We start from the raw sequence: 17,476 nt of genomic DNA, 5'->3' as shown, positions 1-17,476 counted from the left end.
TTGTTTCCTGGACCCGATTGTCCCCCAGTTTGGACCCGCATTTTCCCCTTCATTGGTGCCTTGTTTTCTCTTTTTTGGCCCTTTTTTGCCCTTTTGAAAATGGTTAAGCCTTCCGGACCCCGACGGCGCGCTTTAGTAGAGCCTCGCCGTAGCGGCGCTTGATGGAGTCGATGGACTGGTAGAGCCGGATATTCTCCTGGGTGTCTTCGTATAGCTGTATCTGGTAGTTGCCGGGGATCAGCCGGGTAAAACGGATGCCTACCAGCCGCACGAGCATCCGCCGGTCGTAGAGCTTGTCGAAGAGCTCCTGCGCCGTCCGCAGCAGCAGGTGATCCGAGTTCGTGAAATCGATGGTCTTCTGCCTGACGACGGTGTCGAAGTTGGAATACCTGAGCTTGACCGTTACGCAGCCCGTGAGGCGGTCCTGGGTGCGCAGCTCGAACCCGACCGACTCCGTCATCCGCACCAGTTGGGCGTGCAGGAATTTCAGGTTGATGGTGTCCGTCTGAAAAGTCTGTTCTGTCGAGATGGACTTCTGCTCCCGGTAGGGGATCACCGGCGAGTCATCCAGACCATTGGCCTTTCGCCACAGGTCGACACCCGTCTTTCCGAGCATCGTCTCCAGCATCTCCATAGGGATCTCGCTCAGGGTCCGGATCGTCTCGACCCCCGGCGGACCAGCTTGTAGGCCGTCTCCTTGCCGATGCCGGGCAGTTTGCCGATCTTTAAAGGCGCCAGAAAGCTCTTCTCCTGGCCGAACGGTATTTCGAGCTGTCCGTTGGGCTTGACCTCATTGGTGGCGACCTTACTGATCAGCTTGTTGCTGGCCAGGGCATAGGAGATGGGCAGGCCGCTTTCCTTCAGCACTTTCTTTTTTAGTTCGACGGCATAGAGGCTGCAACCAAAGAATTTGTCCATGCCCGAGAGGTCGATATAGAACTCGTCGATAGACGCCTTCTCGAATAGCGGGACGTTGTCCCTGATGACGTCGGTGACGAGGCGGGAGTATTTGGAATAGGATTCCATGTCTCCGCGGATGACGAGCGCTTCGGGGCAGAGGCGCCGGGCCAGTTTCACCGGCATGGCGCTGTGGATGCCGAACCGCCGCGCCTCATAGCTGCAGGCGGCCACCACACCCCGGTCGCCGGAGCCGCCAACGATGAGGGGTTTGCCCTTCAGGCGGGAGTCCTTGAGGCATTCCACGGAGACGAAGAAGGCGTCGAGGTCGAAGTGGGCGATATGTCTTTGTCCGTCGATCAGCATTTTTTATGCAATTTGTGCGGCTCGCGATCTGATGCCTGCCTTTTCGATATGGGATACTTCGATATTGTACACCCCAAACTCTTCTATCACTTTCCCTGTGATCCGGTAGAAGCCCGCGCGGGGTGGATGGGCGGCGTGGATCAGCGGGAAATGCACCGTGTCGATCCAGTCTTTATTGGAGTCGAGAAAGGTCCCGAAACTCATGGTGTCTCCTTTTATCGTCCGAACGGGTTTGTGGGTGACGTGATAGCCCAGTACGGTAACCGTCTTGTTAAGGTGCCTGGGTAACTCCCGCGCCGGCAGGTACTTTGACGGATCGTCGTCGACCAGCACGAAGGGGTCTCCTGCGGGGAATCCCAGCAGCTCGACGTCGTCGTACCACTTGCTCCATCTCGTGCACCGGCAGGTCAGGCAGGGTGAAGGATTTGGGGGCTTCCCTGAACAGCAGGTGGGTGGCTGGGGCCGTGTCGCGGGTCTTCTTCTGCAGCAGGTCTCCTTCCCAGAGCAGTTCTTTCTTATTTCTGCCTGTGAAACGTAGGGCGTCCATCCGGATCAGGAGATCCAGCTGTTCCGGAGGGATGGCGGTGCGTTCGATAAAGTCGGAGAGGCTGATATAGGGACCGGTGCTTTCGCGCAGCTGGACGATGGTCTCTGCGATCTGCTGTTCCAGTCCCTTCACGTGTACAAAGCCGATCCAGGCGTCTTCCCCGTGAAGGTTGGTGAAGTAGTCGCTGTTGTTGACACAGGGCCGGTGTACCCGGGCGCCGGAACGCATCAGCTCGTAGAAGTATAATTCCCGGCCATAGAAGCCGCCGAAATTGTTGATCACGGCCACTTGCGAACTCCATGGGGTAGTGGGTCTTCAGGTAGAGGCTCTGGTAGCTCTCCACGGCGAAGCTGGCGGAATGGGCCTTGCAGAAGCTGAAGTCCGCGAAGCTTTCTATCTGCCGCCAGACCTCCCCGATCGCGGCCTCCGGATAGTTGGATCTTTGGCAGTTGGCGAAGAACCGGGTCTTGAGTGCCGGCAGGTGACCCTTGCCGCGGTATCTGGTGCTGGTGGCGCGCCGTAAAAGGTCCGCGTCGGCCATGTCGAGGCCGGCCCATTCGTGGGCTACCTGGATGACCTGTTCCTGATAGATCATCACTCCGTAGGTCGAGCCCAGGATCTCTTTTAGTTTGGGATGCGGGTAGTCGAATTTGTCCGGGTTGTGGACGCGATAGATATACTGGTGCATCATGCCGCTGCGGCCGACGCCTGGCCGGATGATCGAGCTGGCGGCCACCAGGGTAGGGTAGTCTTCGCAGTGCAGTTTCTTTATCAGCTGGCGCATGGCGGGGGATTCGATATAGAAGCAGCCGATGGTGTTGCCGTTGCGCAGCTGTTTGCGGACGGCCGGGTCGTTTTTGAATTTTTCGGTCTGGTGGATATCGACGTCGATGTTTCGGTTCTGCCGGACGAGCCCGATGCATTCTTTGATATGTCCGAGTCCGCGCTGGCTGAGCACATCAAGTTTGTGCAGGCCGATGTTCTCGGCGACGAACATATCGATCATGGCGGTGGCGAAGCCCTTGGGCGGGAGGTGGAGGCTGCACCGGGCCGTGATCGGCTCTTCGGAGATGAGGATGCCGCCGGGGTGAATGCTGAGGCCGGAGGGAAAGTTCTGGAGGAGTTTTCCATACTGGAGGATGATGCGGTGGATATTATCCTCGTCGGTTCGTTTCATGAAATTTTCCTTGTCGCCGCTGGCCCGGTAGTAGCCTTTTTCCGCCAGTGTGTCGATCTCTTCTTTGGGGAGACCGAAGACCTTGCCCAGTTCGCGGACGATGGCGTTGTACTGGAAGGTGGGGTACATGCCGAGGAGGGCGACGTGCTGACGGCCATACCGTTTGAGCATATAGTCGATGATATCGTCCCTGTCGAGATAGGAGAAGTCGATGTCGAAGTCGGGCGGGCTCGACCGGTGGGGGTTCAGGAAGCGTTCGAAATAGAGGTCCAGCTCTATCGGATCGACGTCGGTGATGCGAAGGCAGTAGGCCACGAGGGAGTTGGCGCCGCTGCCCCGGCCGACGTGATAGAAGCCCCGGCTTTGGGCATAGCGGATCATGTCCCAGGTGATCAGGAAATAGGCCGTGAAGCCCATTTGGTCGATGATGCGGAGCTCTTTGGTAATGCGCTCCCGGTGCTTCTTCGTGGGGCCATAGCGGTGGCGGAAGCCTTCCCATGCCAGCTTCTCGAGTAATACCCGGTCGTCTTCGCGGCTGGCGGTATAGAGCCGTTTGTTCTTGTACACGCCGAAGTCCATGGTGATCTGGCAGGCTTCGGTGAGCCGTCCCGTGTTGGTGATGATAAAAGGATATTGGCGGAAGGCGGATAGCAGGTGCAGCGGCGGGAGAAAGGTCTCGTGCTCCGCGGCGAGGTCTTCGGGCTTTAGTTTGGACAGCAGGGTGTTTTTATCGATGGCGCGGAGGAGACGATGGAGATTGTAGTAGGTTCTGTTTTGGAAAGATACGGGCTGGCGGATGATCAGCTTGTCCCTGATGGTGTTTGGCGGCAGGCGGATCAGTCTGTTGACTTCCGCGGGTTGTACGCCGATGCGTTCGTTTTCTTTTAGCTGTTCGGGGGGCTTGTTGTCGATCGGATAGATCACGAAGCCGTCGGAAGGGTTGATAAAAACAGGTGGTAGTTCGCCGGGTTCGGGAAATGGCTTTTGTTCGAGAAGGTACTGTGACAGAAATTCGTTGATCCGGCGGAAGCCGGTATTGTTGGCCGCCAGCAGCGTATAGAGCAGGCGGTTGTCGTTGCGGATCTCGGCGCCGAGGATGGGCTTGATGCCTTTCTCTTCGCAGAACTGGACAAAGTCCCAGGCGTCGCAGGTAGAGTTGATGTTGGTCAGGGCCAGAGCCGTGATGCCTTGTTCTGCGGCGGAGTCTACGAGCTCCTGCGTTGAGAAGGTTCCGTATTTAAAACTGAAATATGTTTTGGAGAAATACATCGAAACGGGTTTACCGGAACAAAGCTAGAAAAACTAAAAAACTTAGTATTCTATTTTGATGGTAAAACCGGCGTCTCCGGGATGCTGACTGTCCGTGAAAGGCCTGTCCCTGCTGGGTTCAGGGAAAAAAGGGGAGTTGCGAAAAGAAGAATCCGTTGTTAAAAAAGGAAGAATTGGGAGTAAAAAAGGGTAAATCGGGGGCCAGAGCTTTTAGCTTTGCGATGGGTGCTGTTTGAAGCCGATGCTTTCGCGTTTTTTCTCTGTGGCCTGGAAATGGATCTTTGTCTGTAGATCGTCCAGCGCGATGAGGTCGTCCGTATCGCCAAGGACCTCGTCGATAAAGCCGTATTGTTTGGCTTCTACGCTGTTCATGAACCGGTCGCGCCGGAACAGTTCTTCTATCTCTTCGCGGGTATGGCCGGAGAACTTTCCCATCAGATAGAATATTTGGTTTTGCAGGCGTTCCTGTTCCTTGTAGGCGATGCGTACGTCCTCCGTATAGCCTTTCGCGCCGCCGCCGGTCGGGTGCATATGAATCGTCGCGTGGGGCAGGGCGTAGCGCTGGCTTTTCTGTCCGGCGGTCAGCAGGAAGGTGCTCATGCTGCCGCAGAAGCCCATTGCGACTGTGGATACCGGTGATTTGAGCCGCCGCATCGTGTCATAGATGGCGAAACCGCCATAGACGATGCCGCCCGGGCTGTTGAGGTAAAGCATGATGGGGTTGTGGTTCTCGCTGTCGAGGTATAGCAGCTGGGCCACGACCAGATTGGTGACGTTCTCTTCGATGGCTGTCCCGAGATAAACGATCCGCTCTTTGAGCAGCAGGCTATAGATATCGTAGGCGCCCCTGGTCGCGCTATCGATGACGGTTGGGATGATCATATTAGGTAAAGATTGTTTTTAGCTGATGTGCAAAATCGGCTTCGTCGAGGAGGAGGCGGTAGATCCTTTCCAGGCGACTGCGTTCTTCGCGCCAGGCGTACCGGCGGATGAGGCGGTGGGCCTGGCGCTGCGCTTCCACCTTTTCGGCGAGCATGTCGTCCAGCAGGAGGCGGGCTTCGAATGCGCGCGCGTCCTCTTCGCTCAAGCTGCCGCAGCAGATAGTTGTCTATCCTGCGGGTTTCGTTCAGTTCGTTACGCATAGGCTTTGGTTTTTGTAATTTCTTCCCGGACTTTCTCCAGGCATTTGTATTTCTGGACGGTAGCCGACCTGCGGCCGTTGAAGCCAAACCTCGCGGCGATGTCCTGCATGGAGCAGTGGTCGTAGTAAAAGGCTTTCAGCAACTCCATGCATTTCCTGCCGCTTCGTACGAGTGATTCGAGCAGGCTTTGTTCTCTTTCATCGGCGCCATCGCCGGTGTCTTCGGCCGGGTCGAAGCTTTCCGGGAGTGCTGTTGTTTTGCCCCGCGCATGGAGCCAGCAGATCTTTGCCGTGCCCAGCAGATAAGCTGTGGGTGAGGAGTGGACGTGGAGCCTGCCTGCCCTTTCTTTTTCCATATAGATCAGCAGGGCGTCGTGAAAGGCGTCTTTCGCCTCGTCGAGGCTTCCGCCCATCCGCCGGATCATCCGCGCGAAATCGGGGAAGCTGTCCCGGTATAAGTTGATGATAGGGTCTTGTGTTTGTGTGGTCATTGCGGGTGTCTTTTATAAATAGTGTCTAAAAAGGTAGGATGATCACCGGGAATATGAAAATATATTTTATGGCCGGGGGCGGGGGTGGCCTTTGGCCGAAAATGTCGCGCCTTCGTCCTTGCGGGGGACGGAGGAGTGGTGTACCTTAGAGTAAAATTAAGGGTAATGGCGAAAATCGTATTCTTTGTCCCGCCGGGGCTGCATATGCTGGATATGTCGGGGCCGACGCAGGCTTTTCTGGCGGCGAGGCAGCTGGGGGCGGCGTATGATATCAGCCATTGTTCGCTGAGGGAGGAGATCGCGGATTCCGCGGGTCTGCATATCGGGCGGCTGCAGCACTATGGGGAGGTGAGCCTGGGGATGGGGGATTATTTGTTCCTGCCTGGGTTTAGCAGCCGGCTCCTGCAGCAACAGCAGGCGGATGCGAGCTGGGAGGGAGTGTATGAATGGATCCGCGGTCAGCACGCCGCGGGGCCACTATCTGCTCGGTCTGTATCGGCGCTTTCTTTCTGGCTAAGGCGGGGCTGCTCGACGGCCTGAAATGTACCACCCACTGGAGCGTCGTACCCTTGCTGAAGAAGGGATTTCCCAAAGCGACGGTGGTCGACAACGTCCTTTTTACCGGCGACCCGGAGCGCGCCATTTATACCAGTGCGGGCATCAGTTCGGGCATCGATCTGGCCCTTCATCTGCTGGAGGAAGCGCACGGCCCGTTGTTCGCTCATAAGGTTGCGCGGGATCTGGTCGTATATCTGCGGCGGGGGCAGGACCACACGCAGGACAGCGTGTACCTCAACTACCGAAACCACCTCCACCGCGGCATCCACCAGCTGCAGGACTGGCTGATCGGGCATCTTGAGCGGCGGCTGACCATCGACGAAATGGCGGAGATGGTCGCTCGTGAGTCCCCGTAACCTCACCCGAACATTCAAGCAGCAGACCGGGATATCCGTACACCAATACGTTACCCTGCTTCGCCTCGAGCAGGCGAGAAACCTCCGGCATATGCCGGGCATCACCATGAGCGATATCGCGCAGCAGTGTGGTTTCGCGAACCCGCGACAGCTGCAGCGCATTCTGAGGGAAAGTTAAACACCATAAATATAGCAAGATGAAAAGTTCCAATTTGCCGGTCAACCCGGCCCTGATCCTTATTGACATCCAGCGAGGCTTCGACGTCCTCGAATGGTGGGGAACGGGACGCAATAACGCCGATGCAGAAGATAACGCCCGTCTGCTCCTCGAACACTGGCGCCGTAAAAAATGGGCCGTCTTTCACGTCAAACATAACTCCGTCAAACCCGGTTCGCCACTGTCGCCCACGCACCCCGGCAACGCCATCAGGGATGAAGTGGCCCCGCTGCCCGGCGAGCCCGTTATCGGAAAAACGGTGAACAGCGCGTTCATCGGTACCGACCTCCAGCAGCGCCTCGACGAGGCCGGTATAACAACCGTAGTCATTGCCGGGCTGGTGACCCCGCACTGCGTGTCGACTACGGCCCGCATGGCAGGCAACCTGGGCTACAACACCTATGTCGCTTCCGATGCTACCGCTACCTTTCCTTCGACAGCGCTGGACGGGAAGACCATTCCCGCGTCGACGGTGCATGAAGTGTCGCTCGCGACGATCAACAAAGAGTTTGCAACGGTGCTGACGACACAGCGGCTGCTCGAGATCTTCTCCCTGCTATCACTGGACAGGGAATTGCAGGTCGCCGGCTGGCGATAACCGCCCGCGGCTGACACCCGTAGAAAGATCCGCACGCGCGAAAGCCCCTGACCATAGTCAGGAGGGCTTTTCTGTTTTTGGTCGGGGTATGCTAACTGATGCTGATGGTCGCGCCCAGCTGTTCGGCCACGTATTGTACCTGTCTGTATTCTCTGGAAATCGTACGATGAAAATAGGTCCCAGCGTTTTTTAGCCGGAGCATCGTGCAATCCCCAACGGATATGGCCTCAATGTGTATACACTCGTTTTGGTTACTTTGAATGGCGGCATTGATGAGGTTCCAGAATATATAGGCGAACATGTTCTCGTCAGCGTGGACGCAGAGATCACGGGGAATTTCGTTGAGAACGATATTATTGCGTTTAATAGTCAGCGGCAATAAGCTCTAGTACCAGCTCGGACACCAGCTGGTGAAGGAATATTTTTGCGCGGGTCGTACTCATAAAAAATATTTACTGATGTAAAACAACTAAGAAATTCTGTTATTTTTTGTCGTGTTATTTCTACAGTTATTTTCGGCTATCACGGTGTATCGTATTGGTATTTAGTCTTTTGGAAAATATTAAAAAAATCAGTAATTTTAAGATCCCTTTTCCCCACGGTCAAAAATCGTTTTTGAATGGAAACAAACAGAGTACTTATAGCCGACGACCATACCATCGTCAGATCGGGCATCCGGCTGATCATTCAGGACCTTTTCCCTATGACGAGTGTCGATGAAGCCTCCAACGGCGATGAGGTTATCTCCTGCGTGAAAAAGAACGACTATGAGCTGATCGTCCTGGACATCAACATGCCCGATACCGATGCTATCACCCTGGTGGGCAATCTGTTTGCATACAGGGCGCAAAGCAAGATCCTTATCTATACCATGAACTCGGAAGACCTGTACGCGAAAAGGTATATCAAGATGGGCGTGCTCGGCTATCTCAATAAAGAAGCGAAGTCCGACGAAATAAGAAAGGCGATCACTTTGGTGCTGAACGGAGATATTTATGTCAGCAGGAAGGTAAAGAAAGAGCTCAACGAGGAGGGGCAGTCGAAAAAAGGAACGGACAATCCGTTCGATACGCTTTCGGACAGGGAGATCCAGACCGTCAAGTATCTGCTGCATGGCTACTCTCCGCTGGAAATAAGAAAGATACTGAACGTCCATTCCTCGACGGTCGGGACGTATAAGACAAGGATATTCGAAAAGCTGAAAGTGAAGACGCTTCGCGAACTGGGCGAGCTGGCCAAAATGTATCAGCTGGAGATCTTCAGGCTCTAAAGCGCACTACAACGGTGGTGCCTGCCGCAGGCGCCGAATGGATATTCACAACACCGTCTAATTTCCTGGTCAATTCCATAATAAACCGGTACCCAAAATTGGAGGCTGTTCCGCCGGCGGCTTTTTCATTGACAGATGTTATCTCCGCAATCTTTACGGGAGACATTCCCTGACCGGTATCCCGCACGATGATCTGAATATGTCCGTCTTCCCTGCTCGCACTGATGCCGACGCCTCCGGAGCCGGTGTATTTGACGGCATTGTCGACGAGGTTGCGGATGACGATGGCGGAGTATATTCCTGTCTGAGACCAGGCCGAGACCGGAAGGAATTTCCTGAATAAAGTAGAGTCCTTTTCTGAGCGCTATGTCCCTGTACAGAAGGGTGGTCTCATCTATGAAATCGGCCAGGTTCAGGTCTTCGTGTCTGAGCGAGAATCCGTTGCGCTGGCTGTCATACCAGATGAGAAAATCGGTGCTGAACTGGCAGATCCTGTCGCTGGAATCTTTTAACAGAAAAAAGAGATCGTTTAGTTCGTTAGCGCTGAATTTGTGATAGTTCCTCTGCAGATGGTCGATCAGCAGGGCCTGTGAGAACAAGGGAGAGCGCATGTCGTGCATGATCACGGAAAGCAGGCGTTCCTTTATGACCGTGCTTTTCTCCAGCTCGGCAGTGCGATCGTCGACTTTTTTGCAGCCGCAGATTCTGCTGTAGTAGCAGTCTGGTCCTTAGCCGGTACAGGAAGAACAGCAGGGTGCCTGCGGCGAGGGCCAGCAGGGCATAAAAAGCCAGGAATTGTACCAGTGGGGCCGCACTTCGAAGGCAATATTCATATGGGTAAAGCGATCCTTTGCGCTGCCGTTGTTCTTTCTGACGGCAAGTGCATATTTCCCGTGCGGCAGCCGGTGGATCGTGATTCGGCCATCCCTGTTGACGGGATACCATTTTCCTCCCGCGGAGTCGAGTGAATATTCCAGTTTCAGATTTTCTTCCAGTCCATAGAACGGCGTGGTAATGTCGACGGTGATCTGCTGAAAATCGGGCTTGATGGCAAAGGCTGTTTTGTGGTCGATCCTGGCCGAATCGACGTAGAGGTTGTCCACAAAAATTTCGCTGTCGGGCATCTCGGGGTCCACCCTGGCGGGATTGAAGGCTACGACGCCGGCGAGGGAAGGCAGGTAAAAATTGCCTTTGTCGTCCTTCTGTGACGCAGGGTTACACCCGCCGTTGAATTCGTTGGTGTTGAATCCGGATGTCCTGTCGATATAATAATAGTATGGGGCGTACTTTTTGTCGGCCGCGAATTCGTCGAGGTCCGTCATCCTGGTCCTGAACAGTCCATGGTTGGTATCGATCCAGAAAAAACCGTTATCGTCCTCCAGAAAGGTATGGGCGGCGGACAGGTAATTCCGGGAGTCCATCGGAAAGGCAATGAATTTTCCTTCCCTGTAGGTATAAAACCCGTTTCCGTAGGTAGCCACCCAGATGCTATTGTCTTTCGCCTTATAAATATTCCGGGCGTATACGTGGGGCAGGAGGGGTTGCGGGTTGAGACTATTGCTGGCTATATCAAAGGCGTATATGCCATCCCGGGAAGCGATCCATAGCAACCCCGGGGCAACTTCCGCGATCGATTCGATATTGTGCGTGACGAACAGCGGGTGACGCCTGATGACGTACTGCATCCTGCCGTCCTTTACCTTTAGCAGGGAAGTGAGCGTGCTGACCCATATCGTTCGGCTGTTGTCCTCAGTGATGCAGCCGATATACGAGTCTAGCAGAAGGCTGTCCACGGATAGTTCTTTCGAAAAATTGCTGTCATAGATGTGCAGGCGTTTCTCCCTGCAAAACCAGATGGATTTGTCCCTTGCCTTATAAAAGCAGTTGCCGTCGGGTCTGAGTTCTTCTTTAAACAGAATATCGTTCCGGTCGTTCCTATCCAGGATCCCGTTCTGTGTAAGGATCCTGTCATTGGGAAGCAGGAGGATGGCTTTGAAAGCGTTGTTGAGACGATCGGGGAGGTGAAGGTTATCGTCCGGAATGTTTTTTTGGTGACGATGATGAATCCGCTGGTAAGGGTTGCGATAAACAGCCGCCGGTTCTCCCTGTCGAACAAGAAAGAGGTCGCGATCAATTGGTCCAGCACTTTCAGGTGTTGAAAAATGGGTCGGGTGGCCAGCTCGCCATTGCGGAAATACAACTCATAAATTTCATTACCGGCGCGCACCAGCACCTGATCGTTGCCTGGACCGAGCATCGGTTTGAGCCAGGGTCTGGCCTTGCCGATCAGGGCCGGGACGGTCTTGTCTACCCGGCGGCCGGTCTCTTTTCCGTGTTCAAAGAACTGCCATTCCCCTTTTTCGGAGAAAATGCAGAGGATCCCATTCAGGGTAAAGAAATGTGTGGTCTCCGCGCCAGGAACGACCGGTAATTTATTTACGGCCGCGGTACTGTTGTTCAGGTAGTACCATGTGTTCCCGTTGTCCCGGACGGCAACTTCATTGTCGTTCATGATCACGAACGTCTCGGATGAACACAGACGGTTGAGAAACGGGGTGTCGACGCCATTCCGGGGCTTGACATAGTAGTTGAATAACGGAGTACAGTCAAAAATGCCGGCTGAATTGACGTGGAGGAATTTGCGGGCGATCCGCGAACGCTGTGTGTCGGTCACTACCGTATAGTCCGGCGCGACCTTGTAAATTTCCGCCGGGTCGAAAGAGGAGCGCAGCAGCACTTCGCGCTGTGAGCTTTCGGCGATGACCGAAAACCGGTTGGAGCGTATGGCCGGCGTATTTGAATTGTCGTAGATCCTGAGCTGGCGGCCGTCAAATCTTACCAGGCCATTCTGTGTGGTGATCCAAAGGAAATTATTTTTGTCGAGTAACAGGCCCGTTGCGCTGTTTTGGGGCAGCCCGCGCTCGCTGTTGTACTGGCGGATATCATAATTATCCCTGTCAGAGAGGGAGAGGTCTTCCTCGCTGTCCTGGGCGCGCGCCCACCCGATGCCTATTCCAAAAAATAGAATAGTAAGGATAATCTGAGCCCCATAAGCCAGGCGGAGTTTCGCTGTAGTAAATTTACTACAAATTCTCGCGGCTGGCTATATTTTCCTGGCGGGCCTGTTCGATGTCATATTCCAGCTCGGGATCGATATTCTGGGCCTCTACCTTCGACTGTTTCTCCATCAGTTCGGCGTGGTGCTCCTGGAGCCAGGCCAGCTGCTTTTTGCCGTAGGACCATTTGGTGAACAGGACGAAGAGGACGGGTACGATAAATATGGCCAGAGACGACGAGGCGATCATTCCGCCCAGTACCGTGAAGCCGATCGTCTTGCGCGCCACGGCCCCGGCGCCGGAGGCCAGCACGAGCGGCATTACGCCGAGGATAAACGCCGGGGAGGTCATGATAATGGGCCGCAGCCGGAGCCGCACGGCTTCCAGGGTGGACTGGAGGAGCGGCTCGCCGCGGTCGACGCGGATCTTGGCGAACTCGACGATGAGGATGGCGTTCTTGGCCGACAGTCCGATCAGCGTGATCAGTCCGATCTGCGCATAGACATTGTTGGTCAGCGGCGGTATCAGCGTCAGGGTAAGGATGGCGCCGAAGGCGCTGATGGGGACTGCCAGCAATACCGAGAAGGGGACGGACCAGCTCTCGTAGAGGGCTGCGAGGAACAGGAATACGAAGACGATGGAGAAGGAGAAGATATAGACGGTCATCGACCCTGCCCTGATCTCCTCGTAGCTGAGTCCGGAGAACTCGTAGGTATAGCCCTGCGGGAGGACTTTTGCGGCTGTAGCCCGGAGGGCGTCGATACTCTGGCCCGAGCTGTAGCCGGACGGGGTGTTGCCGTCCACTTCTGCCGACCGGAAGATATTGAAATGGGTGATCAGGGGGGCGGTCTCGATCGGCTTGTACTGTATGAGTGAGCTCAGCGGGAGCATGGTGCTGTCCTGGTTGCGGACATAGTATTTGTCCATATTGCCGATCATCGATCTGAAAACGGTATCCGCCTGTACCACAACGTGGAATGTCCGGTTATATAAAGTGAAATTGTTGACGAAAAGGCTGCCCATATAGGCCTGCATGGTGTTGAAGACGTCGGAAATGCTGACCCCGAGTTTTTGACATTTATCGCGGTCGACGGTCAGGAGGTAGCTGGGTGTATGGGCTCCGTAGTAGCTGAAGGCGGTATTGATGGCCGGGTTCTTTTTGCAGGCGGCCACGAATTTCTTTACGACGTTCTCGAACTGGTGGACGTCGTCGTTGGTGTTGCCCTGCTGGATCTGCATGCTGAATCCGCCGGCTACGCCGATGCCCCGGATGGGTGGAGGCGGGATGACGACGATATTGGCGTTCTTGATGGCGGCCCTGGCTATCCGTTCGCGGATGACGTTGAGCAGGCCGGGCAGTTTCTCGCCTGGCGTCTTTCTTTCCTCCCAGGGTTTGAGCATGACGAACATGGTGCCGTTGTTGGAGTTGGCGCCGCCGTTGAGGATATTAAAGCCCGACAGTGCGGCGAAGTGGTTGACGCCGGGTGTCTTTCCTACGATATCCATCAATTTGTTCATGAGTTCCACCGACTGTGTGACCGAAGAGGCCTCGGGCAGCTGATAGGTGATATACAGGCGGCCGTCGTCTTCGGCCGGAATAAAGCCGCTTGGTTTCTTTTTGAACATAATGACTGCTCCGACGCAGACGCATAGCAATAGTATGACTGCGTAGTGTGAGCCTTTGATCCAGCGGCGGACCGCGTTGGCGTAGCCGCCCGTGAATTTATCGAAGCCGCGGTTGAATCCGAGGAAGAAGCGGTCGAGGATATTCGATTTCTTCAGGTGCGATGGCCGCAGCAGGAGGGTACAGAGTGCCGGCGTCAGCGACAGCGCGATAAAGGCCGAGAGCACCACGGAGATGGCGATCGTGATCGCAAACTGCTGGTAGAGGCGCCCGACGATGCCGGGGATGAAGCCAACGGGGACGAAGACGGCGGCCGAGGATCAGCGCTATCGCCACAACGGGCGCGGAGATCTCCTTCATTGCGTGGTAGGTCGCCTCCTTCGGGGACATATGTTTCTCGTCGATGTAGTGTTGTACCGCCTCCACCACGATGATCGCATCGTCGACCACGATACCGATCGCCAGTACGAACCCGAACAGCGTCAGGGTATTGATCGTAAAGCCAAGGGGGATGAAGAAACAGAAGGTGCCGAGTATGCTGACCGGGATCGCCAATACGGGGATGATGGTCGACCGGAGGCTCTGCAGGAAGAGCAGCACGACCAGCGCCACCAGTGCCCAGCGCCTGCAAAAGGGTCATCAGCACCTCGTGTATGGACACGTTGATGATGGTGACGGATTCAAACGGCACTTTGTAGTCTACGTCCGGGGGGAAGAACTTCTTGAGTCTTTCCAGCTCGGCATAGACGTTCTCGGCCGTCTGCAGTGCGTTGCTGCCCGGAGCCTGGTAGATCATGAGAAACGAAGCCCGGTTGCCGTCGATAAAGGAGTTGCCGGAGAACGTGAACTTTCCGAGCTCGACCCTGCCGACGTCCTTCAGGTATACGAGCCGGCCGCCCCGTTGTCCGCTGTCGGGAAGCGTTTTGACCACCACCTTCTCATAGTCGGACGCTTTTTGCAATTGCCCGTTGGGGAGTACGCTCAGCTCATAGGACTGGTCGCCTTTCTGTGGGGGGCGCCTACGGAACCCGCGGCGACATAAACGTTCTGCGCCTGAAGGGACGCGATGACGTCCTTCGGCATCAGGCGGTAGGCCGCCATTTTATCGGGGTTCAGCCAGACGCGCATACTGAACTGGTCCGTACGCGCGGAGATATCGCCCACGCCGGGGACGCGGAGGAGGGCGTCCTGGACGAAGACGTTGGTGTAGTTGTCAAGGAAGGTGATGTTGTGCGTTCGTTTTGGCGCGTAGATGCCGACCATCATCAGCATGTCGGGGTTGCGGGCGCGGACGGTGAGCCCGAGCTTGGACACGACTGAAGGGAGGAGTGGTGTGGCGATGCCGACGCGGTTCTGTACGTTGAGTGCGGCGATATGGACGTTGGTCCCGATGCCGAAGGTCACGCGGACGTTCATGCTCCCCGTGTTGGTGCTGGTGCTCTGCATGTATTCCATGCCGGGTGAGCCGTTGACCTGCTCCTCGATGGGGATGGCCACGGTCTGCTCGACCGTTTCTGCGTCGGCGCCGGTGAAGCTGCCGGAGACGGAGACATTGGGCGGAGAGATGTCCGGGTACTGGTCGACGGCCAGATTGAAGATGCAGATCACGCCGGAAATGGCGAGAACGATGGATATGACGATAGCCGTTACCGGCCTTTTTATGAACGTATTGGCGATCATCCTTGAACGGGTTGTGCGGGACCGCCCATCGGATCCATACCGTGCAGGTCACGCGATTTTTGTATTTCGAATTCCAGTTCGGGATCGATATTCTGCTGTTCTACTTTTTTGGCTTTTTCCATCAGGCTTTCGTGGTGCGTCCGGAGGTATTCCAGCTTCTTCCGGCCGTAGCTGGCTTTGGTGATCAGTACGAAGAGTACGGGCACGATAAAGATAGCCAGCGTCGACGCGGCCAGCATACCCCCAGTACCGTAAAGCCGATGGTGCGTCGCGCGACGGCGCCTGCTCCCGATGCGAAGACCAGCGGCAGCACGCCGAGGATAAAGGCCAGAGAGGTCATGACGATGGGACGGAGACGGAGGCTGACGGCCTCGAGCGTGGACTTGATCAGTTCTTCGCCCCGGTCGACGCGCACCTTTGCGAATTCGACGATCAGGATGGCGTTCTTTGCAGCGAGACCGATCAGCGTGATCAGGCCGATCTGTGCATAGACGTTATTGGTGAGGCTGGGAACGAAGAAAAGCGTCAGGATCGCGCCGAAGGCGCCGATGGGTACGGCGAGGAGGACGGAGAAGGGCACCGACCAGGATTCGTACAGGGCTGCCAGAAACAGGAATACGAAGGTGATCGAGAACAGGAAGATGTATGCGGTTGTCGATCCGGCCCTGACCTCCTCGTAGCTGAGTCCGGAGAACTCGTAGGTGTAGCCGTCGGGCAGTACTTTCGCCGCCGTCTCCTGGATGACCTTCAGGACCTCCGTGCTGCTGTGGCCGGGAGCGGGAGCGCCGTCCACCTCTGCGGAGCGGAAGATATTGAAATGGGAGATAAGGGGGGCAGTTTCCGTCGGCCTGTAGCTGATCAGCGTGCCGAGCGGCAGCATCTGCCCCGCCTGGTTCCTCACATAATACTTGTCCATATCAGAGATCATGCTGCGGAAGGCGGTATCCGCCTGCACCACGACGTGGAAGGTGCGGTTGTACGTGGTGAAGTCGTTGATGTATAGACTTCCCATGAACGCCTGTATGGTGGTGAAGACGTCGGCGATGTTGACGCCGAGCTTTTCGCATTTATCGCGGTCTACGGTCAGGCTATATCCGGGTGTTTTCGCGGAGTAGAAGGTATACGCGTTGCCGATAGCCGGGTTTTTCTTCACCTCGGTGATGAATTTCTGTACCGTGTTCTCGAAGGCCTGGAGGTTGTCGTTGGTGCTGCGCTGTTCGATCTGGAAGCTGAAGCCGACGCCCGCGCCGATGCCGGGGATGGGGGAGGGCTGTATCACTTCGACGTTGGCGTTGCGGATGCCTGCGTCGGCGACGCGCTGCTGGATGATGTCGAGGATGCGGGGGACTTTTTCGTCGTTGCCGTTGCGTTCATCCCAGTGGTTTCAGCTGGCAATAGATGGTACCGCAGTTGGAGTTGGTGGCGTTGGTGATGACGTTGAGTCCCGAAAGGGCGGCATAGTGCGCGACGCCGGGCGTTTTCGATACCACGTCCATCAGGCGCTGCATGAGCGCTACAGATGCGGAGGTCGAGGAGGCCGGCGGCGAGCTGGTAGGTGACGTAGATATTCCCGTCGTCTTCCGAGGGGATAAAGCCGGAGGGTTTGTTCCGGAAGAGGAAGTAGGCACCGACGCAGACGCCAATCAGCAGGATCAGGATGAGGCGCGACGCTTTGATGCTTTTTTGCACACCTGTGGAATAGCGTTCGGTGACGCGCTGGAACCATTCGTTGAAGTTGATGAACCAGCGGTCGAGGCCTTTTGCCTGCTCTTTTGGCTTGGAGGGTTTGAGGAGGAGGCTGCAGAGTGCGGGTGTCAGGGACAGAGCTATAAACGCCGATATAATTACCGAAATGGCGATGGTGATGGCGAACTGCTGGTAGAGCCGGCCTACGATGCCGGGGATGAAGCCGACGGGGACGAATACCGCGGCCAGGATCAGGGCGATCGCCACTACGGGTGCGGAGATGTCCTTCATCGCGTAGTAGGTGGCTTCTTTCGGCGACATCTTTTCGTGGTCGATATAGTGCTGCACCGCTTCCACGACGATAATGGCGTCGTCCACGACGATACCGATGGCCAGGACGAAGCCGAACATCGTGAGCGTGTTGATCGTAAATCCGAGGGGGATGAAGAAACAGAAGGTGCCGAATATCGATACGGGGATGGCCAGCACGGGGATCAGGGTAGACCTTAGGTTCTGGAGGAAGAGGAAGACCACGATGGCTAC

Annotated in this window: 22 protein-coding genes and 4 pseudogenes; 5 read left to right on the top strand and 21 right to left on the bottom strand. The window is 55.9% G+C overall.

Going from position 1 to position 17,476, the window contains the following annotated elements:
* Positions 1-103: 103 nt before the first annotated feature.
* From ACQ86N_RS19085 to ACQ86N_RS19045, 9 genes and pseudogenes are all read right to left on the bottom strand, one after another.
* A complete protein-coding gene (locus ACQ86N_RS19085) occupies positions 104-634 on the bottom strand; it encodes a DNA polymerase Y family protein (RefSeq protein ID WP_431216518.1) in 531 nt (176 codons plus the stop codon).
* Positions 635-645: 11 nt separating this feature from the next.
* Complete coding sequence (locus ACQ86N_RS19080) at positions 646-1,263, bottom strand: DNA polymerase Y family protein (RefSeq protein WP_431216517.1); 618 nt, start codon at positions 1,261-1,263, stop codon at positions 646-648.
* A gap of 3 nt (positions 1,264-1,266) precedes the next feature.
* Complete coding sequence (locus tag ACQ86N_RS19075; protein WP_431218085.1) at positions 1,267-1,596, bottom strand: hypothetical protein; 330 nt, start codon at positions 1,594-1,596, stop codon at positions 1,267-1,269.
* Positions 1,535-1,810, bottom strand: a complete 276-nt coding sequence (locus ACQ86N_RS19070; RefSeq protein ID WP_431218084.1) for a hypothetical protein — start codon at positions 1,808-1,810, stop codon at positions 1,535-1,537. The genes ACQ86N_RS19075 and ACQ86N_RS19070 overlap by 62 nt, the downstream gene beginning before the upstream one ends.
* Positions 1,811-1,828: 18 nt before the next feature.
* Positions 1,829-2,038: pseudogene (locus ACQ86N_RS19065) on the bottom strand (hypothetical protein); the annotation flags it as partial.
* 271 nt (positions 2,039-2,309) lie between these two features.
* Positions 2,310-4,256 (bottom strand): annotated as a pseudogene (locus ACQ86N_RS19060) (PHP domain-containing protein); the annotation flags it as partial.
* A gap of 210 nt (positions 4,257-4,466) precedes the next feature.
* Complete coding sequence (locus tag ACQ86N_RS19055) at positions 4,467-5,138, bottom strand: ClpP family protease (RefSeq protein WP_431216516.1); 672 nt, start codon at positions 5,136-5,138, stop codon at positions 4,467-4,469.
* A gap of 1 nt (position 5,139) precedes the next feature.
* Positions 5,140-5,343, bottom strand: a complete 204-nt coding sequence (locus ACQ86N_RS19050; RefSeq protein WP_431216515.1) for a hypothetical protein — start codon at positions 5,341-5,343, stop codon at positions 5,140-5,142.
* Positions 5,344-5,390: 47 nt separating this feature from the next.
* Entirely contained in the window at positions 5,391-5,888 is a 498-nt protein-coding gene (locus ACQ86N_RS19045) for an RNA polymerase sigma factor (RefSeq protein WP_431216514.1), read from the bottom strand.
* 165 nt (positions 5,889-6,053) lie between these two features.
* Here ACQ86N_RS19045 and ACQ86N_RS19040 point away from each other — a divergent pair, with 165 nt between their 5' ends.
* The 4 genes from ACQ86N_RS19040 to ACQ86N_RS19025 are packed head-to-tail and all read left to right on the top strand — an operon-like array spanning position 6,054 to position 7,617.
* Positions 6,054-6,428 (top strand): hypothetical protein, encoded by a 375-nt coding sequence (locus ACQ86N_RS19040; protein ID WP_431216513.1) that lies wholly within the window; start codon positions 6,054-6,056, stop codon positions 6,426-6,428.
* The gene (locus ACQ86N_RS19035; protein ID WP_431216512.1) at positions 6,335-6,802 is read left to right on the top strand and encodes a GlxA family transcriptional regulator; all 468 of its coding nucleotides are present in this window, start codon (positions 6,335-6,337) and stop codon (positions 6,800-6,802) included. The genes ACQ86N_RS19040 and ACQ86N_RS19035 overlap by 94 nt, the downstream gene beginning before the upstream one ends.
* A complete protein-coding gene (locus ACQ86N_RS19030; protein WP_431216511.1) occupies positions 6,789-6,980 on the top strand; it encodes a helix-turn-helix domain-containing protein in 192 nt (63 codons plus the stop codon). Before ACQ86N_RS19035 ends, ACQ86N_RS19030 begins: the two co-directional genes overlap by 14 nt.
* A gap of 19 nt (positions 6,981-6,999) precedes the next feature.
* Positions 7,000-7,617, top strand: a complete 618-nt coding sequence (locus ACQ86N_RS19025) for a cysteine hydrolase family protein (RefSeq protein ID WP_431216510.1) — start codon at positions 7,000-7,002, stop codon at positions 7,615-7,617.
* Positions 7,618-7,708: 91 nt separating this feature from the next.
* On the opposite strand, the gene ACQ86N_RS19020 is transcribed toward ACQ86N_RS19025, so the two are convergent.
* Positions 7,709-7,918: a hypothetical protein gene (locus ACQ86N_RS19020; RefSeq protein WP_431216509.1), complete on the bottom strand. Its 210-nt coding sequence runs from the start codon at positions 7,916-7,918 to the stop codon at positions 7,709-7,711.
* A 318-nt stretch (positions 7,919-8,236) separates the two neighbouring features.
* Between ACQ86N_RS19020 and ACQ86N_RS19015 the strand changes: the two genes are divergently transcribed.
* Positions 8,237-8,887, top strand: coding sequence for a response regulator (locus tag ACQ86N_RS19015; protein WP_431216508.1), 651 nt, complete (start codon positions 8,237-8,239; stop codon positions 8,885-8,887).
* Here ACQ86N_RS19015 and ACQ86N_RS19010 read toward each other — a convergent pair.
* From ACQ86N_RS19010 to ACQ86N_RS18960, 11 genes and pseudogenes are all read right to left on the bottom strand, one after another.
* A complete protein-coding gene (locus ACQ86N_RS19010) occupies positions 8,877-9,113 on the bottom strand; it encodes an ATP-binding protein (RefSeq protein WP_431217483.1) in 237 nt (78 codons plus the stop codon). The two genes, ACQ86N_RS19015 and ACQ86N_RS19010, sit on opposite strands and share 11 nt — an antisense overlap.
* The gene (locus ACQ86N_RS19005) at positions 9,013-9,513 is read right to left on the bottom strand and encodes a hypothetical protein (RefSeq protein WP_431216507.1); all 501 of its coding nucleotides are present in this window, start codon (positions 9,511-9,513) and stop codon (positions 9,013-9,015) included. The genes ACQ86N_RS19010 and ACQ86N_RS19005 overlap by 101 nt, the downstream gene beginning before the upstream one ends.
* 102 nt (positions 9,514-9,615) lie before the next feature.
* Positions 9,616-10,680: a hypothetical protein gene (locus ACQ86N_RS19000; RefSeq protein WP_431216506.1), complete on the bottom strand. Its 1,065-nt coding sequence runs from the start codon at positions 10,678-10,680 to the stop codon at positions 9,616-9,618.
* Positions 10,662-11,624: a hypothetical protein gene (locus ACQ86N_RS18995; protein WP_431216505.1), complete on the bottom strand. Its 963-nt coding sequence runs from the start codon at positions 11,622-11,624 to the stop codon at positions 10,662-10,664. The genes ACQ86N_RS19000 and ACQ86N_RS18995 overlap by 19 nt, the downstream gene beginning before the upstream one ends.
* Positions 11,625-11,970: 346 nt before the next feature.
* Positions 11,971-13,845, bottom strand: coding sequence for an efflux RND transporter permease subunit (locus ACQ86N_RS18990; protein ID WP_431217482.1), 1,875 nt, complete (start codon positions 13,843-13,845; stop codon positions 11,971-11,973).
* Positions 13,846-13,942: 97 nt separating this feature from the next.
* Positions 13,943-14,167, bottom strand: a pseudogene (locus ACQ86N_RS18985) (efflux RND transporter permease subunit); the annotation flags it as partial.
* An 82-nt stretch (positions 14,168-14,249) separates the two neighbouring features.
* Positions 14,250-14,528, bottom strand: a pseudogene (locus ACQ86N_RS18980) (efflux RND transporter permease subunit); the annotation flags it as partial.
* 20 nt (positions 14,529-14,548) lie between these two features.
* Entirely contained in the window at positions 14,549-15,247 is a 699-nt protein-coding gene (locus ACQ86N_RS18975) for an efflux RND transporter permease subunit (protein WP_431216504.1), read from the bottom strand.
* Positions 15,244-15,486 carry a hypothetical protein gene (locus ACQ86N_RS18970; protein WP_431216503.1) on the bottom strand — a complete coding sequence of 81 codons (243 nt, stop codon included), beginning with the start codon at positions 15,484-15,486 and terminating at the stop codon, positions 15,244-15,246. The genes ACQ86N_RS18975 and ACQ86N_RS18970 overlap by 4 nt, the downstream gene beginning before the upstream one ends.
* Complete coding sequence (locus ACQ86N_RS18965; RefSeq protein ID WP_431217481.1) at positions 15,432-16,574, bottom strand: efflux RND transporter permease subunit; 1,143 nt, start codon at positions 16,572-16,574, stop codon at positions 15,432-15,434. The genes ACQ86N_RS18970 and ACQ86N_RS18965 overlap by 55 nt, the downstream gene beginning before the upstream one ends.
* Positions 16,523-17,467: an efflux RND transporter permease subunit gene (locus ACQ86N_RS18960; protein WP_431216502.1), complete on the bottom strand. Its 945-nt coding sequence runs from the start codon at positions 17,465-17,467 to the stop codon at positions 16,523-16,525. Before ACQ86N_RS18960 ends, ACQ86N_RS18965 begins: the two co-directional genes overlap by 52 nt.
* Positions 17,468-17,476: the final 9 nt, after the last annotated feature.

The organism is Puia sp. P3 (assembly GCF_050632245.1).
Taxonomy (GTDB): Bacteria; Bacteroidota; Bacteroidia; order Chitinophagales; family Chitinophagaceae; genus Puia.
Note: the sequence above shows the minus strand (reverse complement) of the source record. Positions and strands in the feature narration are given on the sequence as shown.

Coding starts and splice junctions, on each gene's coding strand:
- ACQ86N_RS19085 (WP_431216518.1), bottom strand. CDS start 634: ATGGAGATGCTGGAGACGATGCTCGGAAAGACGGGTGTCGACCTGTGG.
- ACQ86N_RS19080 (WP_431216517.1), bottom strand. CDS start 1,263: ATGCTGATCGACGGACAAAGACATATCGCCCACTTCGACCTCGACGCC.
- ACQ86N_RS19070 (WP_431218084.1), bottom strand. CDS start 1,810: ATGGACGCCCTACGTTTCACAGGCAGAAATAAGAAAGAACTGCTCTGG.
- ACQ86N_RS19055 (WP_431216516.1), bottom strand. CDS start 5,138: ATGATCATCCCAACCGTCATCGATAGCGCGACCAGGGGCGCCTACGAT.
- ACQ86N_RS19045 (WP_431216514.1), bottom strand. CDS start 5,888: ATGACCACACAAACACAAGACCCTATCATCAACTTATACCGGGACAGC.
- ACQ86N_RS19040 (WP_431216513.1), top strand. CDS start 6,054: ATGGCGAAAATCGTATTCTTTGTCCCGCCGGGGCTGCATATGCTGGAT.
- ACQ86N_RS19035 (WP_431216512.1), top strand. CDS start 6,335: ATGGATCCGCGGTCAGCACGCCGCGGGGCCACTATCTGCTCGGTCTGT.
- ACQ86N_RS19025 (WP_431216510.1), top strand. CDS start 7,000: ATGAAAAGTTCCAATTTGCCGGTCAACCCGGCCCTGATCCTTATTGAC.
- ACQ86N_RS19020 (WP_431216509.1), bottom strand. CDS start 7,918: ATGTTCGCCTATATATTCTGGAACCTCATCAATGCCGCCATTCAAAGT.
- ACQ86N_RS19015 (WP_431216508.1), top strand. CDS start 8,237: ATGGAAACAAACAGAGTACTTATAGCCGACGACCATACCATCGTCAGA.
- ACQ86N_RS18975 (WP_431216504.1), bottom strand. CDS start 15,247: ATGATCGCCAATACGTTCATAAAAAGGCCGGTAACGGCTATCGTCATA.
- ACQ86N_RS18970 (WP_431216503.1), bottom strand. CDS start 15,486: ATGCTGGCCGCGTCGACGCTGGCTATCTTTATCGTGCCCGTACTCTTC.